20 protein-coding genes are annotated in these 15,359 nt (G+C 40.4%); 2 read left to right on the top strand and 18 right to left on the bottom strand.

The window, feature by feature from the left end; all coding sequences use genetic code 11:
• Positions 1–4: 4 nt before the first annotated feature.
• The 16 genes from ACPUEY_RS01615 to ACPUEY_RS01540 form a co-directional block, all read right to left on the bottom strand.
• Positions 5–457 (bottom strand): phage tail terminator protein, encoded by a 453-nt coding sequence (locus ACPUEY_RS01615; RefSeq protein ID WP_092818189.1) that lies wholly within the window; start codon positions 455–457, stop codon positions 5–7.
• Positions 450–950: a phage virion morphogenesis protein gene (locus tag ACPUEY_RS01610; RefSeq protein WP_425120908.1), complete on the bottom strand. Its 501-nt coding sequence runs from the start codon at positions 948–950 to the stop codon at positions 450–452. The genes ACPUEY_RS01615 and ACPUEY_RS01610 overlap by 8 nt, the downstream gene beginning before the upstream one ends.
• Before the next feature lie 55 nt (positions 951–1,005).
• Positions 1,006–1,446 carry a gp436 family protein gene (locus ACPUEY_RS01605; RefSeq protein ID WP_425120907.1) on the bottom strand — a complete coding sequence of 147 codons (441 nt, stop codon included), beginning with the start codon at positions 1,444–1,446 and terminating at the stop codon, positions 1,006–1,008.
• Positions 1,447–1,453: 7 nt separating this feature from the next.
• Positions 1,454–1,729 (bottom strand): hypothetical protein, encoded by a 276-nt coding sequence (locus tag ACPUEY_RS01600; protein ID WP_425120906.1) that lies wholly within the window; start codon positions 1,727–1,729, stop codon positions 1,454–1,456.
• A 10-nt stretch (positions 1,730–1,739) separates the two neighbouring features.
• Positions 1,740–2,813: a major capsid protein gene (locus ACPUEY_RS01595; protein WP_425120905.1), complete on the bottom strand. Its 1,074-nt coding sequence runs from the start codon at positions 2,811–2,813 to the stop codon at positions 1,740–1,742.
• Positions 2,814–2,816: 3 nt separating this feature from the next.
• Positions 2,817–3,200 (bottom strand): hypothetical protein, encoded by a 384-nt coding sequence (locus ACPUEY_RS01590; protein ID WP_425120904.1) that lies wholly within the window; start codon positions 3,198–3,200, stop codon positions 2,817–2,819.
• Entirely contained in the window at positions 3,200–4,162 is a 963-nt protein-coding gene (locus ACPUEY_RS01585) for a hypothetical protein (RefSeq protein WP_425120902.1), read from the bottom strand. The genes ACPUEY_RS01590 and ACPUEY_RS01585 overlap by 1 nt, the downstream gene beginning before the upstream one ends.
• 369 nt (positions 4,163–4,531) lie before the next feature.
• Positions 4,532–5,737, bottom strand: a complete 1,206-nt coding sequence (locus ACPUEY_RS01580) for a phage minor head protein (protein WP_425120901.1) — start codon at positions 5,735–5,737, stop codon at positions 4,532–4,534.
• A gap of 54 nt (positions 5,738–5,791) precedes the next feature.
• Positions 5,792–6,373 carry a hypothetical protein gene (locus ACPUEY_RS01575; RefSeq protein WP_425120900.1) on the bottom strand — a complete coding sequence of 194 codons (582 nt, stop codon included), beginning with the start codon at positions 6,371–6,373 and terminating at the stop codon, positions 5,792–5,794.
• Between the two features lie 68 nt (positions 6,374–6,441).
• Positions 6,442–7,902: a phage portal protein family protein gene (locus ACPUEY_RS01570; RefSeq protein WP_425120899.1), complete on the bottom strand. Its 1,461-nt coding sequence runs from the start codon at positions 7,900–7,902 to the stop codon at positions 6,442–6,444.
• Between the two features lie 12 nt (positions 7,903–7,914).
• Positions 7,915–9,321, bottom strand: coding sequence for a phage terminase large subunit (terL, locus tag ACPUEY_RS01565; protein WP_425120898.1), 1,407 nt, complete (start codon positions 9,319–9,321; stop codon positions 7,915–7,917).
• On the bottom strand, positions 9,311–9,781 hold the full coding sequence (locus tag ACPUEY_RS01560) for a DUF2280 domain-containing protein (RefSeq protein WP_425120897.1): 471 nt from the start codon (positions 9,779–9,781) through the stop codon (positions 9,311–9,313). Before ACPUEY_RS01560 ends, terL begins: the two co-directional genes overlap by 11 nt.
• Before the next feature lie 52 nt (positions 9,782–9,833).
• A complete protein-coding gene (locus tag ACPUEY_RS01555; RefSeq protein ID WP_425120896.1) occupies positions 9,834–10,475 on the bottom strand; it encodes a putative metallopeptidase in 642 nt (213 codons plus the stop codon).
• Positions 10,435–10,911 (bottom strand): hypothetical protein, encoded by a 477-nt coding sequence (locus ACPUEY_RS01550; RefSeq protein ID WP_425120894.1) that lies wholly within the window; start codon positions 10,909–10,911, stop codon positions 10,435–10,437. Before ACPUEY_RS01550 ends, ACPUEY_RS01555 begins: the two co-directional genes overlap by 41 nt.
• Positions 10,901–11,077 (bottom strand): hypothetical protein, encoded by a 177-nt coding sequence (locus ACPUEY_RS01545; protein ID WP_425120892.1) that lies wholly within the window; start codon positions 11,075–11,077, stop codon positions 10,901–10,903. The genes ACPUEY_RS01550 and ACPUEY_RS01545 overlap by 11 nt, the downstream gene beginning before the upstream one ends.
• Before the next feature lie 740 nt (positions 11,078–11,817).
• Entirely contained in the window at positions 11,818–12,348 is a 531-nt protein-coding gene (locus ACPUEY_RS01540) for a hypothetical protein (protein WP_425120891.1), read from the bottom strand.
• A gap of 236 nt (positions 12,349–12,584) precedes the next feature.
• Here ACPUEY_RS01540 and xseA point away from each other — a divergent pair, with 236 nt between their 5' ends.
• A complete protein-coding gene (gene xseA, locus ACPUEY_RS01535) occupies positions 12,585–13,847 on the top strand; it encodes an exodeoxyribonuclease VII large subunit (RefSeq protein WP_425120890.1) in 1,263 nt (420 codons plus the stop codon).
• Positions 13,840–14,034: an exodeoxyribonuclease VII small subunit gene (gene xseB, locus ACPUEY_RS01530; RefSeq protein ID WP_009586282.1), complete on the top strand. Its 195-nt coding sequence runs from the start codon at positions 13,840–13,842 to the stop codon at positions 14,032–14,034. The genes xseA and xseB overlap by 8 nt, the downstream gene beginning before the upstream one ends.
• A gap of 2 nt (positions 14,035–14,036) precedes the next feature.
• Here xseB and ACPUEY_RS01525 read toward each other — a convergent pair whose 3' ends face one another.
• Together ACPUEY_RS01525 and ACPUEY_RS01520 are read right to left on the bottom strand one after the other, a co-directional pair.
• On the bottom strand, positions 14,037–14,804 hold the full coding sequence (locus tag ACPUEY_RS01525; protein WP_425120889.1) for a hypothetical protein: 768 nt from the start codon (positions 14,802–14,804) through the stop codon (positions 14,037–14,039).
• A gap of 51 nt (positions 14,805–14,855) precedes the next feature.
• Positions 14,856–15,359 (bottom strand): hypothetical protein, encoded by a 504-nt coding sequence (locus tag ACPUEY_RS01520; RefSeq protein WP_425120887.1) that lies wholly within the window; start codon positions 15,357–15,359, stop codon positions 14,856–14,858.

The raw sequence follows: 15,359 nt of genomic DNA, 5'->3' as shown, positions 1-15,359 counted from the left end.
ACATTTAATCCGCTATAACATTGGTTTTAGATTCAAAAATACCCGTGACATAAAGACACGTTTTTGAAATATCATGATCGATATTTAAAAGACTTAGAGGCTCATTGCTTGATTTTGGTTGCCAGCCTATGAGCTTTTTAATCACTTTTTTAATCAGCACACCACCTAATAAAAACGCTTGTGTTGCATCAAGCTGTGAAGCTGCATGACGCACCACCACTGTTACTTCCCATTGAGGTGCTAAAGCAACCGCTCTGCCACGTGCCTTCTCATCAGTTTTTCGCATTCGACGGTAGTTCACTTGGATATTAGGGGTTACTTGACTTAATTCACTGGTAGCCCCTACATTCATCGGCGTATAGATCTTCAGTACACCCCATTCCTGCATGAACGGCGTTAGACGCGCTTCAATCTCTTTCAAAACCGCAAAAAGATCATCTTCTTCTAAATTATTCATCAAGAATGGTTCCTTCTACCAAGTTGACAATATCTTGTGCATCATCGTCCGTAATACCCAACCAAGGACGTTCAGGCATATTCACCTTATAGGCTTTGGCTTGTACGTCTTGAGCAAAATTAGATCGGCTTTGACGCACGAAACGATTACCCACCAAGCCTGTGCGACCATCCTGTCGAAAATATACTGTGCGCGTTCGTGCAGGCATATCAATCACACCACCAAAGTGATGAATTGCACCATACTCAGCATCAGTTCCGATTTCTAAACCGTTATCTGTTGCGTTGTATGTAATAGAGTTCATTAGTCGTGATGTTTTTCGCAGTGTCGTACCACCTTCACGCATCACTCGAACTGATAATGGCCAACGACCATTTAAGCCCTCACCACGCGTCCAACCCTCTCGGATATTTTCAGTGACCGTTGAGCCAATATCCTCAAACAATCCACGCTGTCGACCTTCAAAGTCGCTAAGTTTTTTCAAAAAAGCCATTAAGATGGAATTTTCATCCGTCTTAATTTCTATAAGCACTCCGGCCATACGGACCTCACTTGATGCCTGGCATCATATTCAAAACATCATCACCAAATACACCGCCGGTATAGGTGGTACCGATTGGCATGGTGGAAGGTTTATTTTTTGGTTGTTCTTCAGTGACTTCATTTTGAGGATTCAAGATGTTGAGTGTCGCCTTACCATCCGCAATCCGTTTCAGAAAATCAATTTCCGCTTTATAGCGGTTTTCAACTTCTTCAGTGGGTTGCTGAAAGTAAAGTCGGTAACGTGCAATGTTGCACGCTATCCGTTTTAAGGTACTAGGTGTACTTGGCAAAGGCAGGACGTATTTCACAGCAATGTAACTATCGATTTCCTCAGAAGCATCCTGTAGGGCTTCTTCTATCGAATTGCCCACAGTTTGCATTATTTCCAGTTGCTGAAGTTCACCCTCACCAAAACGCGCCTCTAAGTCATTTCGAGTAGCGTACATAGATCACCTATTTAGCTTCGTCAGCTGGCTTGTCACTGGCTTTTGGCTTAACTACTGGCTTTGCTTTTTCAAGTTCAGCCACTTTCGCCTTAAGCTCAGCATTTTCTTTTTCCAGCTCAGCCAACCGTGCGGCGGTACCGTCTGCCTTAGGTTCCTTAGGCTCTTGATATTCTTCAATAGCCCCAGATACTAAAAGGGCCTGAAGTTGGTTATCTTCAAGCCCTTTAATTTCCTGACCTGGACGAAAATGTCCGATCGACTGTTTTGCAATGTACTTTGGCATTTAGTTCTCCTTATACGAATCCACGACCACCCACTAAACCGTTCTTGTTATTTGGAACAGCAAGTGGAGAGGATTCAGCCAATAATTGAATGCTTGAAGGGTTCTTTTCTTGCCATTGGCTTAAATAGAATTCCAAAGCCTGACCAAATGCTTCAACGTTTTGCAATGCACAATGTGCGATCCATCCATTAGCATCAGAGACAAGACCAAAGAAATCTTCAGGAATAAAGCGTTCCGCAACACCTTCCATGCTGTGCTTAACGTCATACGTCCAGATTTCAATATTATCCACTGTGCCACGGAACTGAGGCTTGTCAGCCTGGTCAAAGGTTGGTGTGATTGGAACACTGATACCTGTATAAGGAGCAATGAATTTTTCTTTAAACTCAGGATCCTTAATCAAGACATTAAATACTTTAGAGGTGGTCAAAGCCATATTTGGTGATGTACCTGAGTGCTCCACAGATAAGTCAATCATTGATTGAATATCTTTAACAGGGGTGGCACCGGCTTGTCCCCATTTGATCAACGGCGTGAAGTTACAAGCAGGGTTGCGCTCATAATCCACTTCATACATTGGGAAGTCTGCTGAAGCGAAAGTGGTTTTACCGTAGAGTAAGACATCACGGGCAATTAACAGTTTTCGATTTTCAATAGACTGACGAAGATACAAAGCCTTCTGCGCTTGGTCAATTAAAAGTAGATCCGCATCAGATAAACGATTTGAACCGGTCGCAATCACCCCAAACTGACGTAAGCGTGCGATCAGAGCAGTGTTTTGTACTTCACTTGGCATAACCGTCATCATTGGCTTTAAGTAAGCAGGCTTCACGAATTTCACGTTGCCAGATTCACCTACTTTGATTTGGCGACCAGCTGCAGTCGGAGTAACGAACGGCGCAAGTGGAGTTGCTGTATTCAACTCACCAACTGGAACTTCCTTTTTGGTGTATGAAACACGTTGAGGGAAAAAGCGATCCATCAACCATGTATCTACCTTTTGAGTAGTATCTGTCAGTAGCACCAGTTGTGGCACATCCAGCAATTCAACTGGTGCATTTTGAAATGTAAAAGTTTGACTCATGTCTTAGTTCCCCACAACTTTACGAAGTTCGATTTTATTAGCCAATGCCTGTGCACGTACTGCATCGTATTGATCTGCTGTTAATGGAACTCCGTTCACAGTAACTACAGCAATATCGAAAGGGCCTTGTGTGTAGATTGGCATTTCTAAGTTATTGTTGGCGTGATATGTAGATTGCTCTGCCGTGAAATCTGATACAGCAATCGCGTTCCAATCCCCTACCATCCCAGTGGTAACAACAGGGTGGTCAGCCACATTATTTGCACCAACGTTGAGTAGATCTCCACGTTTGTATGCAGTTGCTGTTTTTACTTTGGCATTTTCGGTACGAATACCATCACCTACCACCAATTGATTAGTCGTAATAGTTTGAGTAATTGTTCCCATTATTTAGACTCCTGAGCTGCCGCAAATTTGGCGAATGCCTGATCTAAAGCTGATCCTTGTGGAGCTTGCCCACCTTGACCACCATTAGCTTGGTGAGTGAATAAGTGTGCATATGCTGGATTAACACTTGGTGCCGGCGTTTGTTGTTGCTGTCCAGCTGGCGGTTGTTGGTTGCCTGCTGCAAATTGGCGAAGCTGCTTTGCAGCAAATGTGAACATGGAATCATCCATATTGGTATAAGCAGTTTTATCGTCAGCGCTAAACTGTGTTTTAAGTTCAGTTTCTAAAGCTGCAATATCTTCAGCACGTTTATCAGCCTTGAACTTTTTCAATTCAGCAAGCGCGTCATCACGTTCACGTTCTGCCTGCTCTTTGGCCTGTTGTGCTTTTTCTAATTCGGTCACGTCTTTGTCCTCTTTGGTTGGGTTTGGATTGGCTTTGCCTGAGAAGGCCTTGATTGATGTATTTCGATCAGCGCCTGTTGAGCAGATCGTAAATTCACGAATGCGGTTCTGACGGAAGATTGTGATTGGACCTTCAAAGACCTGACCATTCACAGTGACTGATTTACCTTGTGAGACCTCTTCGATAGATCCTGGATCAATCATCATTGACATCTGGAATGGGAAGCCATCATCAGAGTCTTGAACAATTTCCTGTGCCTTCGCATTTGTGAGGAAATCACCTGACACATCAATTTTTCCGTTTGTATCTACAGCTTGAACCACCCCAATTCGACTTGAACTAAAGTGCTCTTCAAGCAAGGCTGCTGGTTTATCAATCTCAATACCATCAAGATCAAAAACCACACCAGAGCGCCCCCAATACCAGTGACCATCAACACGTCCACCAGCATAAGCAGTGCCCTTGAATTTTCGTTTTTGCCCCTCTTCAGCTTTTGGTACTTCAATTGCCGCGGCATTAAATAAATACTTCAGCCGTTCTTCATTTGGATCTGGCATTTTCATGCTCCATAAAAAAACCCCTGTATCTCTACAAGGGTCTGATTTTTTTAGATTTTGGTGCCTATTCACGCTTAGAAATAAACTTAAGCAAATCCAATCCTGCACCAACAAGACGAAATATTGATAAAAATTTTGAGCCAACACCTAATCTTGAAAGGATGGATAAAAATTTACTACTAGTGAAAGTACTAAGGATCACTAAAAAGGATGAAAAAAGCGATTTGATTACCAGTTTGGTAGTACTGAGGAGTGGTGAATCATTTCGTAAATAAACCATATATTGCATATTTTTTCCTAAATCTTTGGTTTTTATCTCTTAAACCCTACATGGAGATTCCAAATCTTTATTCAATGCCATTAATCGGATTAATTCACCAACGCCTTTAACGTATAAACCATTTGCCCATCAGCCGCTTCAATTGAAGTAACCTCAAAAGACAATCCCATTTCAAACAGCACACCTTGACCGGCATTAAGCTTATCAAGATCGATACCAAGTCCTTTTGCATTCTCAATCTTGATCACAATGCCTGAGGCTGTATCACTCATTAGTAACGGCGCATTCAATTGAATTGTCTGCCCAACCTGATAAGCTGCTACCTGTTGAAGAGTCGCAGCACCTACCACGGTTGATGCTGTATTGCTTGCCACAGCTTGAATAGCTGCCATATCGGTACTCAGCCAGCGCTTAAGCACATCATCAGCCAGAGAACCTGTAGTGGCGTTTAAATAGTTGGTCAGTGCGGCATCATTTCCCTGCACATAGTCCAGAAAGGTGCGAATCGCACTTGGCCTGATTTGTGGATCAAGTGGAATCACCGTATTGGCCACCGTATCGAATAGGTCCAGAGTCTTATCATCCATTGGAGAAAATAGACTGGTGATCTTTTTACTCGCAATCCACTCAGCCTTAATAACTTCTTTCTGCTCGAGGAGATACTCCTTATCCAGAGATGAAGCACTGATCTTTTTATCAACCAGCGATTCAAGTTCACCAAACTGCAAAGGATGAGAACTCCAATCCAATGCCTCAGCTACTTCTGGCAACTTGTCATCAGGTGTAATGCCGTATTTCAAAGCCTGCTTCTCGGTTAAGGCAACCACGGTGCACCGGCAACGGAATCCCAACGGCGGGTAATGTGTAAGCCAGAATGGATGATCAATCGGTAATACAATTCGATTCAAAGCCAAATGAGCCGGACGGACCCGACTATCATTGATAGCTGAGTACATCAAATACGGACGTTTAGCTTTGTTCCGTTGCTGTTGTTGCCACCGGCCATGACCATATGCGTTCTGGATATTGGTACGGAATACATTGTCCAGGTAATGCTTTGGCAGAATGATTTCAGATTCGGCAATTAACTTTTGGAAGTCGTTGAATGTCCCACCATCTGCAATCGATTTATTCACGGCTTTGATGACAGTTTCAATCTGCTCAAGACTTGATAGGAAGCTGATTGTTGTCGCCATCTGCCGAGTCTTGAGGTCCATTGAGTAGAACTCATCTGGGAGCACAATCTTTTTACTGTGAGCGTACTGAAGTGCCTCAAGAAATGTGACTAGTTGCATGGCTAAAGCTCGTAAAAATAGCAGCCTATTGGCTGCTAGTGAATTTAAGAGAACCTATTTAATTAATCTTTTTAAATCAAGCAATGTTAGGAATAGGAACCCAAAAAATAAGAATATTCCTAAAAGTCCTAATATAAATATTAGATAAGCAATACCTATAATGTTGGTATTAATATAGTAATTAGAAGAGATAAAATTAATAATTGAATTACCTTGTACCGCGAAAAAAATTAATCCGATTAACAGCAAAATACATGAAAAAAAAGATAATAATTTTTCTTTCCAGTACGCCATTTTGTTAAATTCTATCTTAATAATTTTCTCTTCATCATCATACGTTTTAATCAAAGTTTGATCCCAATATGCCACCATAGGTGAGATAATTTCGAAATTGATAAAATTGGGGTGCCGGCAGTAGTAATCTATAAATTCATAAGTAGCTAGCCCACTACCAGCCAGTTTTTGAGCAGCTGAATTTTTCATTGCTCTTTTCTGGCTTGGATTTAGATTTTGATTTATTTCAATAGCTGAAATTTCTTCGAAATAAGTCTCTCTACGCTTTAAGCGTTCTTCAGCTTTTTTAAACTTATCTTTTCGACTTATATAAATCTCAATTAACTTTGTTATATCAATCATTACCATCCCCAATGATCTTAATTTTAGTAAGTGGTAATGATTCTAAAGCTTAAAAGTTGAAAAGTAACTTATTCACCTTCACTTGACGTCATATACCCCAGCACATCAGCCGCATATAAAGCTTGATCCAATTTAGTTGTGAACTCAGTCCGTGATGCCTCAGGTAGTAACTTTGCCAAGTTAAAAACTAAAGTTTCAGGACTATCGGATTCAGCCACCAATTGTTTAATTTGATCCTGATTTAAAAGCTCTAAATCACCCTGGCCATCCGTCAGCTCTTCAACTTCTTGCTGCGCTGCAGATAACTTGTTGGAAGATGCCTTAAAGTTGAATGCTTGGCGAGGTAATGCAGAGAATTGAGTATTCATCGGTAGTTGCTGAGACTCAGCAATATCACCGTCCTGTAAGCCATATTCACGCTGAAAGTATTGCGGTGTCAGATTAGCCCCGGCATTTTTAAGATGGGCATCGCGCTCTGCCTGCTCTTTATTGAGTGGCTTTGGCTTCTCGCCAAGCATGACCTTATATTCACCCCAGCCATTTAATGCACAAAGGGCATTAACCACTGCCTGCAAAGTTGGTGTTACTAAGCGAATATCCGACTTCAGCTTATCTGCTCGTACATTCTCATGTACTTGACCTAGTGCATAACTCCCCTTGCCATCTGTACCACTGGTGAGCGTCTGCCCCAATACAACCTTTTGAATTTGGCGAACCAATTGATTGTTAAAGGCCTCGAATGCTGCACCGGCTGTCCCACTTGTTCCTGGTGCAGAAAGGATTTGCACATCATCTTCAATATCAATAGACAAAACACTTTGAGCATGAGCATCCAGCAGTGCTTTGCTCATATCATCAGTTTCAGTATCTTTGCATTTACCAAGCAGAATTGGCGTACCAAAACGCTCCAGGAATTTTGCCCAGAACTTAAAACCATTTTGCTTAAAGAAGAATAACCAATACAGTGTGGCCAGCAATGCCTTGCCATAAGGCTGCTCGTATGTGGCTTTACGGAGTGTTAAGAAGAATTTGAATACCTGATCAACTTCACGCTCTGCATTATGGCCATCCTGCCGATAAATCAATCGACCATCGTTCTTAGGCTCAAACCATTGCATCGGCTTCTCACCGATCCACTGAATACCCACATAACCTTCCGGCTTTAATTCATATACAGCTTCTTGCACTGAATATCCAGATAGCAAAGCATTAAAAGCGGCTGCTGCAATTTCATAAAACCACTCTTTCAATATCAAATTCAGCATCTCTGCTTCTTTGCTATCACTTGGTTCAATACGTAACGGCGTGGCCAGAAGAGCATCTAGACGTGTTTCAACTGCTTGGGCAATTTCATCATCATCCAGTAGTACACGCAGTTTATGACGTGCAATCCCTGCTTTGCGCAATACTTCATCAGTATCTGGTTGCTTTCCAAAATTCACCAAGAACTGAGTGACTGCTTCCTGAGTGTATAAGTTGCCATAAGACAAAGCCTTCTTTGACGCTTTGTCCTTTTTAGACTTTGCCATGTGTTTTCCTTATCAATAAGTTCGAGTACCTGCACCTGCAGGTTTTTTTGGTGTTCTCACCTCACTTAGCTCATTGAATGCATCACTCCCAGCATCTACCTGGTCATCATGCACACCATTTGGGAAGTGGCGTAATTCTTCAATAAATGCCTTATTCCAGTCTCCGCGAAGCATTTTCACGTTCCCTACGTTGACCTGAGCCGCAAATGGTTGAGCACGTGTGATCTTGTCACCTGATACCGTTTCAGCCTTAACCTTAAAGCCTGAAAGTTTGGTTATAAAATTTTTGGCCTGAGCTTTACCAGCTTGCCCTGGATCTTGTGGTAATCGAATTGACACCGACTTCCCATCTAGTTCTGCAGTTTGCTTGATGCGTTTTTCAACACCGTCTGGACCTAGTTGCCCTCGTTGCACATCAATAATGTAAACATAACCATCACTACCTTTAGCCTCATGCACACCCACAGTGTAGTCACCCTCATTTTCAGAAGATGCTAAGTCCCATGCACGTACATGGTGAGTTAGATCCGCAGGTAGTGCATCCACAATTTCAATATTGTCAGGCTTAAAAAAACCACCTGCTGGTGGTGATGGCATTTGGCGATATTGTCCAGCAAATACATACGGTGCTGCTAACTCCATTCTTTCAAGCGTTTGAATGCTATGTTTGGCTGGCCATAGTGCTGATCCATCATCCTGAATGGCAGATAAGCATAGATGTTCCCACTCTTCACCATTTCCCCCATCAAGCAGCCAACCGGCTAAATCCTCCTCATGCAAACGCTGCATAATGACAATAATTGGTGTGTCAGGTGAGTTGGTACGTGATTCAAGTGTATTTTGAAACCATTCAATCACACCTTTACGAATTGTGTCTGACCGAGCTTCACTGGCTTTATGTGGGTCATCAATAATAATTGCACCGCCAAAGGTATCTCGAAACTTACCCGCACCAAAACCCGTAATCGTGCCGCCTGTACCCTGGGAGTAGCACACACCACCATCAGCAGTTCGCCAATCATCTTTAGCCTTGCTGTCATCTCGTAACTGGAACTTAGGAAATACACGCTTAAAAGCTTCTTCTTGAACCAAGTTTCGTGTCTGAAAGGCATTATTTGCTGCCAAAGTAGCCGAGTAGCTGACATGAATAAACTCACTGTCTGGAACCTTTCCAAAGCACCAAGCCATGAAGTTGATTACAGCCAGTTCTGTTTTAGAGTATCGCGGCGGAATATTAATGATTAGACGCTTGGTTTCGCCCCGGAATACCTTCATCAAAGCATCACAAACCACTCGATGGTGCCAGTTATGTAGCCACTTGTATTTGCGACGCTCTTTAAACATGTAACGTGAAAAGAAATACAGGTCCTCTTGGGCTTCGATTTGAATCGCTAATTCGCGCTCAGCTTTAGTACTCATCTAAAACCTGCTCCCTAGCTTGCAGGTAGCCCTCTTTGGAAACAGTTGTTTGTACGGTTTCTAACGGTCCACCATCCTTACCTGTTATTTCAATCTTCTTCTCATAAAACCCTTTCACAATTTTTTGAATTTGATCCGAGAGCTTGATTGCATCTCGGGTATTGCCTTGCTTTTTAATAAATAAAGTACTCAAGACTCTGAGCTGAACAATATCGTTTGCAGCTTCAATATTGTAGATTGGCTGATCAATATATTTCTTACGCGCCTCATTAAACATGTCAATGAATTCTTGCGATAAGTCAGCGCCCGCTACCTTGGTGGGGTCGTAGCATTCAACCTGTTGTCGAGATACATCAATCTTGAAATTTTCCTTGACAGCCTCTACCACTTGTGATGGTTCCATAAACTGGGCAAGTGACCGAACTATAAAGGCTTTTTCGTGTTTTTTAAGTCTTGCCATAAGTCACAATCCGTCAAGGCACGTCAAGGAAGGTGGGCAAAAAAATTTGAAGCTAACCTATTACACAATTCCCACAGCACGCAGCAATATTAGTTTCAGATACAAACGGCGCATTCTTGGCGATTTCCAAAAGTCGTTTTACTGACTCATCAGCGCCCCATCGTTTGGTCTCACCGAAGAACACTTCAATGTCATGGCCAGCCAGGTAATGCTTGGGTAGACCGGTATGGTCGCTATAAATGATCTCGCCATCTTCATCACGTTCAACACCGATGTGATACAACTCATGCTCAATCAAACGACAGAACTCACGATCTGAAGTTTGCTCACAATATGCTGCATCCACAGTAATGAGATACACCGGCACAAAACCAAACCAGTCACGCATCTGCTGTTCCTGCCGTGCTTTCTTCCATCCGCCCTGGTTAAACATAACCTTTTCACATTGACCCAGCACCATACGCTTTTTCGCTACGGCGGCCGATGATGCCCAAGCGAATGCTAGGAATGTTTCATCGTCATGCAGCAGTTCAGCAATGTGGTCATGATCCGGATTATGAAGTTCACCGCCAATGGTCAGCCAGTTTTTAATAACCCATTCTTTTAATTCCACGGCTGGTGCCAGGCGAGTCGCTTCTTCTTCCTCAGCCTGATCAATCAGATTTGACGGCGGGAATGGTCTGAACTGGTCCATTGAGTGATTCTCTCTTCAAATTTTTCAGCCATTGAGATGCGAATTGAGCTTCTATCTGCAATGGCCCGGATTCATCAATCTTGTATCTATTAGCTGACTCTAATCGAACAACGGTAAAACCCATCTCATTAGCATGATCATAACGATCCATGCTCCACGCTTTTGTAGCCAGCTTACCTTTACGACCACCTGACCAGGGACCACCAGCAATTTCTATCAACATTCGATACTCAATCAAATGAAAGTCAAACCGCCAATGCTTAGTGCTTTTGAAGTGAAAATACTCTTCGTATTTAATTTCCATACGATTAAGGATTTCTTTGAGTCGATCGAATGCTTCCAAGTATTTTTCACCAGCTTTTGGTAACGGTCTGGTACGAGGTTTCTTTTTAAGTGGGCCTTTATCAGTTAAGGCTTTGTATTGATCAGGATTCATATAAAGCAAAACGCAAATTCTTAATACGCTCTTTCAACTTAATCATGATGCCGTCAATTGCCAGCAGTTCATTTCTTGTTAATCCCGCTCTACTGAGATTCTGATACTTAGACAGCTCAGCACTGCAAAATTCTAAGTCTTGTTTCGCTTGTACTTTGTCTGTCATGGATGCTACCAATATGAAAAGAAAAACCCCGCCAATATCTAGAATTGAGCGGGGTCTTATGTGCCGTAATACGTCCGGCAAATGTCACCGAAGTGACAAGGGTTCATTCAACTTCTTTCAAACAATCCCGACACACCTTGATTTCTTCATCATCAACCGTGTAATCGATTTCAGTTGCACCATGCAGGCCGAATAAACACATTAAGAATCGGAGCATTACTTTTCTCCATGCAAAAAAAAGCCCATTCGAGGTGAGTGGGCTTGTGAACTAAAGACCTTGGAGGGTCATCCAGAAACTACAGCAGTTTCTACATCCGATCATATATACTTATTCGTGAATTTCTTGTGAAGAAAATTCCTTAAAATTTTAAATAACATAAAACTAATCAATATATTACAATAACTTAATTATTTATCTTATCCAACATTAAAAAAGCCCGCTTAACTCGGGGAAGTTAAACGGACTAGTATGGGGTATCATCTTTTTTATTTTTTTATTGCGCTTTCTCTTGGAGCAAAAAAAATATATCACCAGGCTTTGATTTACAAAGTATAGAGAATTTGGAGAAACTGTTTCTTTGTGTCTGCTTTTGGTTATTTTTTAATTCTTGTCAGACAGCAATCATCATTAAATCTAATTTGCTGGTGATGATTTCAATTTGAAATCATAATTAGTTTAAATATCAACATTAAAAAAGCCTGAATTAAATTATCAGGCTTTTCTTTTTTGATTCTAATATCTAGCGGCCTAAATAATTTTCAATATTTGAAATTGCTACCGAATCATAAATATCTTCCAGTTCAACTTTTTCTTCGAACTGCTCCAAATATTCATTATGTAAACGTTCTGCAATTAGCCTATCTAAAACATATTCCAATCCCAAAATCATTTCCTCTTTATTAAGAATTTTTAATTTTCCTTTCACTCTCTCATAAGCGTCTTGAGTATATTCTTTTGAGAACTCCTTGGATTCAAAGTTTTCTAAACTTTTTAATTTTTCTCCAATTTCATTTTGAATTATTTCTGAATAACCAATTAAGTCATCATGTCGAGAGTTTTTATCCTTGTTTTGATCTTCCACCTCCCAATCTAACTCAGAATTTTTCGACTTTACCGCATAAAAAAATTCAGAAATTTTAGATGCAATATGCTTAATTTTTAAATTCTTACTCAGTTCTTCCATAATTTCTTTTTCTTGTTCTGGAGTTGCATAATACTGTTTAAAGAAATCATCTTGAGTAGGAGCTGGTTCTTCATTATTGGCATTCATAAATTATCCGTTAACTAAACTTTTTGTAGTTTTTAACTTAAAGTTTTTTTGAATAAATAGCAAACAAAAAGCCCACCATTTGGCGAGCTTTTAAATCGATCTAGTGCTTTAACGTACACTTCGATCACTATAGCTGAAATATGCCATATCCCTTGCGCAAGGTCAATATCTCCACATTGCCTTTAATTTCATCGTTGTATACTATTTTCACTAATAATTTAGGCATTTCCTTGTTTATGTCAGATTTACAGCTTTCCTTAAGTGAGTACCTTGCAACAGTCCAGGAAGTTATACGAATAACTTTTGATGAACCAGTATGGGTCAAAGCTGAGATTCGTAACCTGAGTATTAAAAGTGGCCACTACTATTTAGAGCTGGCAGAAAAAGAAGAAGATACAGACAAAGTGATTGCCAGCTGTAAAGCGACAATCTGGAAATCTGCTGCAGCAAAAATGGTATTGAGGTTTGAGCGAGAAAGTGGGATTGAATTATCCCGAGACCTGAATGTTCTGATTAAGGTTAAAGCTACTTTCAGTCCTCAATACGGTTTCTCAGTCAATGTTGAAGATATTGATTCGAGTTACACCTTAGGCGATATTGCACAGCGCTATCAGCAAATATTAGAACGCTTAACCAAAGAAGGTCTAGCCAATAAAAATAAACTTCTCCCTACTCCATTTGATATTCAAAATGTCCTAGTGATTGCACCTGAAAATGCAGCGGGTCTTGGTGACTTCAAGAAAGATGCTGATGCTTTAGATAAAGCCGGTGTTTGCCATTTTGTTTATCACAACGCGACCTTTCAGGGAAACACAGCTGCAGTTTCAATTATCAATTCATTGGGTGATGGTTTACGTCAGTGGGCTAAAGACTTTAAAGCTGCACCAGATCTGATTGTAATCATTCGTGGTGGCGGTGCCGTGAATGATCTGGCTTATTTAAATGACTATGATTTAGCTGCCCTGCTCTGCAAACGCACAGTTCCAATCTGGGTCGGTATTGGCCATGAAAAGGATCGGACCATCCTGGATGAAGTTGCGCACCGGTCTTTTGATACACCTAGTAAAGTGATCGGAGGTATTCGTAATTTGATCGTTGAACGCATTCAGGAAGTACTTGAGTCTTTCCACACGATCAAGCTTTTATCTCAGCACCAGATCACATCGTATCAAAGCCAGAATGACCACTTGATCAAAGTGATTAAGACGCATGCTCAAAACCAGATTAATGAAGCCAGCCGGTCTATAGAACTAGTTAAGGATACAACACGATATTTGGCTCATCAGCAAATTAAATTAGCCTCTAACCAGGTTGAGTCACTGATGCGTGAGACCTTATTACAAAATCCCCGGAATGTGATGGCCAAAGGTTACGGTATTGTCCGCAGCCAGGGCAAAGCTATCCGCTCTATCCAACAAATTTCAGGTGACAGTATCCAAGTAGAATTACAGGATGGTACCATTGAAGCCAACGTAATCCAGGTATTAAGCAATGACTAAAAAAGAATTAACGTTTAAAGAAGGCTATGAAGTTCTTAAGAAAAATGCTGAGCTGCTTGAGTCGCAAGAAGAACCTGATATTGATAATTTAATGAAAATCGTTGAAGAGTCTATGTCTGCATACAAAGCCTGTAAGTCACGTGTTGATGCGGTGCAACAGGCTTTGAATGAGACTTTTAAAGAGTAGTTTTATATTTTAAGATTAACAAATTCATCTTTATCAATGACATTAGTTTGTATGTTTAAAAAACTATATATAGCCGTTGCTTTGTATCTTGTTTTCTTATCACCAGATACAAAATAATCTGCCTTTGAAGCATAAATTAAGTGAGAAATATCATGTAAATTTGATCTGTATTGATTCAATCTATCTGAATAAAATCCTATTAGTTCTAAAAAGCAAATCAGATTATCGATACTATATAAAAGTTTTTTGTGTAAATTATTATGATCCTTCAATTTTATTATTTCATCAGTATCATTTTTACAAAAAGCTAAAAGAGCATTTTTCACATTAGTATTCTCAAATAAATCATGAGGGTTAATATTTCCTATATTCTCTATAATATATTTCTCCCTTACTTCAAACCTTTCTTGAAACAATTTTTGATGTAAAAATTCAGCATATGTAGTTGTTTTGTCATAATCTTTAAGGACACGATATAAGCACAACCAAGGATCTTCTAATTTTGAAAATATCTTTTCACCAGGTAAATATTCATAGTAATCAGTTATCTCAATTATTCCATCAATATTATGAGTTATTAAATCCATAATTTCTTCAGAAGAAAGATTACTTTTTTTTATATTAGCTATTTCTTCAATATGTGCAGGACTATAAGAAAATTCCACCTTCTTTTTTAATATTTTAACTTTATTAATTATATTTTCTTCTTTTCTAGAAAAATAATCACACATAACATTATGATCTAAATATATATCAATTTTTTCTTTCATATGCATCACAACAATATTATAAAGTTAAAAACGTAAGTATCTAATTATCTATCAATTCATGTATCTAATAAACCCATACCGACTATGCAACGCAGCCAACCCACACTTCACATCCATCCGGGCATCTAACTGACTGCGCTCATCTGTCACCATTTCAGACCATGAACAGCTGTAAAAGTAACGACTAATGATGGCATCCATCCAGTCGTCCAATACCTCTGATTGTCCCTGCATATCCAGAACTAAACGCTGAACTGCCCGAGCTTCGTTGTCGTCAATTTCACAAGTCATTTTCGTTTTACGTGGTTTAGGTGGTACATAATCCCCAGTAAGATAATCCGCAATAATCTGCAGCTGCTGGTCAGCATTAAGCTTTTTAGATTTCTTTGCCTTCACAGCATTGTCCATAGCCACGGCGATAGGATTCACAGTACGCCCGCTTGAACTTGTGTTCGTATATAACCATGCCCCAAACTGCTGTAACCAGCCCTCTAAATCAAAACGTGACCAATCCACCGACTGTAAAATATGTTGCTTTGCTACCGCAGTACTCAT

Origin of the sequence: Acinetobacter sp. G11 (assembly GCF_049808495.1) — a bacterium.
Classification (GTDB): domain Bacteria; phylum Pseudomonadota; class Gammaproteobacteria; order Pseudomonadales; family Moraxellaceae; genus Acinetobacter; species Acinetobacter kookii.
This window is presented reverse-complemented; position numbering and strand designations above follow the sequence as displayed.

What these genes read in the sequence shown, in the direction of transcription:
- ACPUEY_RS01555 (WP_425120896.1), bottom strand. Translation starts at nt 10,475, where the DNA reads ATGGACCAGTTCAGACCATTCCCGCCGTCAAATCTGATTGATCAGGCT.
- ACPUEY_RS01570 (WP_425120899.1), bottom strand. Translation starts at nt 7,902, where the DNA reads ATGGCAAAGTCTAAAAAGGACAAAGCGTCAAAGAAGGCTTTGTCTTAT.
- ACPUEY_RS01575 (WP_425120900.1), bottom strand. Translation starts at nt 6,373, where the DNA reads ATGATTGATATAACAAAGTTAATTGAGATTTATATAAGTCGAAAAGAT.
- ACPUEY_RS01600 (WP_425120906.1), bottom strand. Translation starts at nt 1,729, where the DNA reads ATGCCAAAGTACATTGCAAAACAGTCGATCGGACATTTTCGTCCAGGT.
- xseB (WP_009586282.1), top strand. Translation starts at nt 13,840, where the DNA reads ATGACTAAAAAAGAATTAACGTTTAAAGAAGGCTATGAAGTTCTTAAG.
- ACPUEY_RS01610 (WP_425120908.1), bottom strand. Translation starts at nt 950, where the DNA reads ATGGCTTTTTTGAAAAAACTTAGCGACTTTGAAGGTCGACAGCGTGGA.
- xseA (WP_425120890.1), top strand. Translation starts at nt 12,585, where the DNA reads ATGTCAGATTTACAGCTTTCCTTAAGTGAGTACCTTGCAACAGTCCAG.
- ACPUEY_RS01590 (WP_425120904.1), bottom strand. Translation starts at nt 3,200, where the DNA reads ATGGGAACAATTACTCAAACTATTACGACTAATCAATTGGTGGTAGGT.
- ACPUEY_RS01550 (WP_425120894.1), bottom strand. Translation starts at nt 10,911, where the DNA reads ATGAATCCTGATCAATACAAAGCCTTAACTGATAAAGGCCCACTTAAA.
- ACPUEY_RS01540 (WP_425120891.1), bottom strand. Translation starts at nt 12,348, where the DNA reads ATGAATGCCAATAATGAAGAACCAGCTCCTACTCAAGATGATTTCTTT.
- ACPUEY_RS01605 (WP_425120907.1), bottom strand. Translation starts at nt 1,446, where the DNA reads ATGTACGCTACTCGAAATGACTTAGAGGCGCGTTTTGGTGAGGGTGAA.
- ACPUEY_RS01580 (WP_425120901.1), bottom strand. Translation starts at nt 5,737, where the DNA reads ATGCAACTAGTCACATTTCTTGAGGCACTTCAGTACGCTCACAGTAAA.
- ACPUEY_RS01545 (WP_425120892.1), bottom strand. Translation starts at nt 11,077, where the DNA reads ATGACAGACAAAGTACAAGCGAAACAAGACTTAGAATTTTGCAGTGCT.
- ACPUEY_RS01585 (WP_425120902.1), bottom strand. Translation starts at nt 4,162, where the DNA reads ATGCCAGATCCAAATGAAGAACGGCTGAAGTATTTATTTAATGCCGCG.
- ACPUEY_RS01615 (WP_092818189.1), bottom strand. Translation starts at nt 457, where the DNA reads ATGAATAATTTAGAAGAAGATGATCTTTTTGCGGTTTTGAAAGAGATT.
- terL (WP_425120898.1), bottom strand. Translation starts at nt 9,321, where the DNA reads ATGAGTACTAAAGCTGAGCGCGAATTAGCGATTCAAATCGAAGCCCAA.
- ACPUEY_RS01560 (WP_425120897.1), bottom strand. Translation starts at nt 9,781, where the DNA reads ATGGCAAGACTTAAAAAACACGAAAAAGCCTTTATAGTTCGGTCACTT.
- ACPUEY_RS01595 (WP_425120905.1), bottom strand. Translation starts at nt 2,813, where the DNA reads ATGAGTCAAACTTTTACATTTCAAAATGCACCAGTTGAATTGCTGGAT.
- ACPUEY_RS01525 (WP_425120889.1), bottom strand. Translation starts at nt 14,804, where the DNA reads ATGAAAGAAAAAATTGATATATATTTAGATCATAATGTTATGTGTGAT.
- ACPUEY_RS01520 (WP_425120887.1), bottom strand. Translation starts at nt 15,359, where the DNA reads ATGAGTACTGCGGTAGCAAAGCAACATATTTTACAGTCGGTGGATTGG.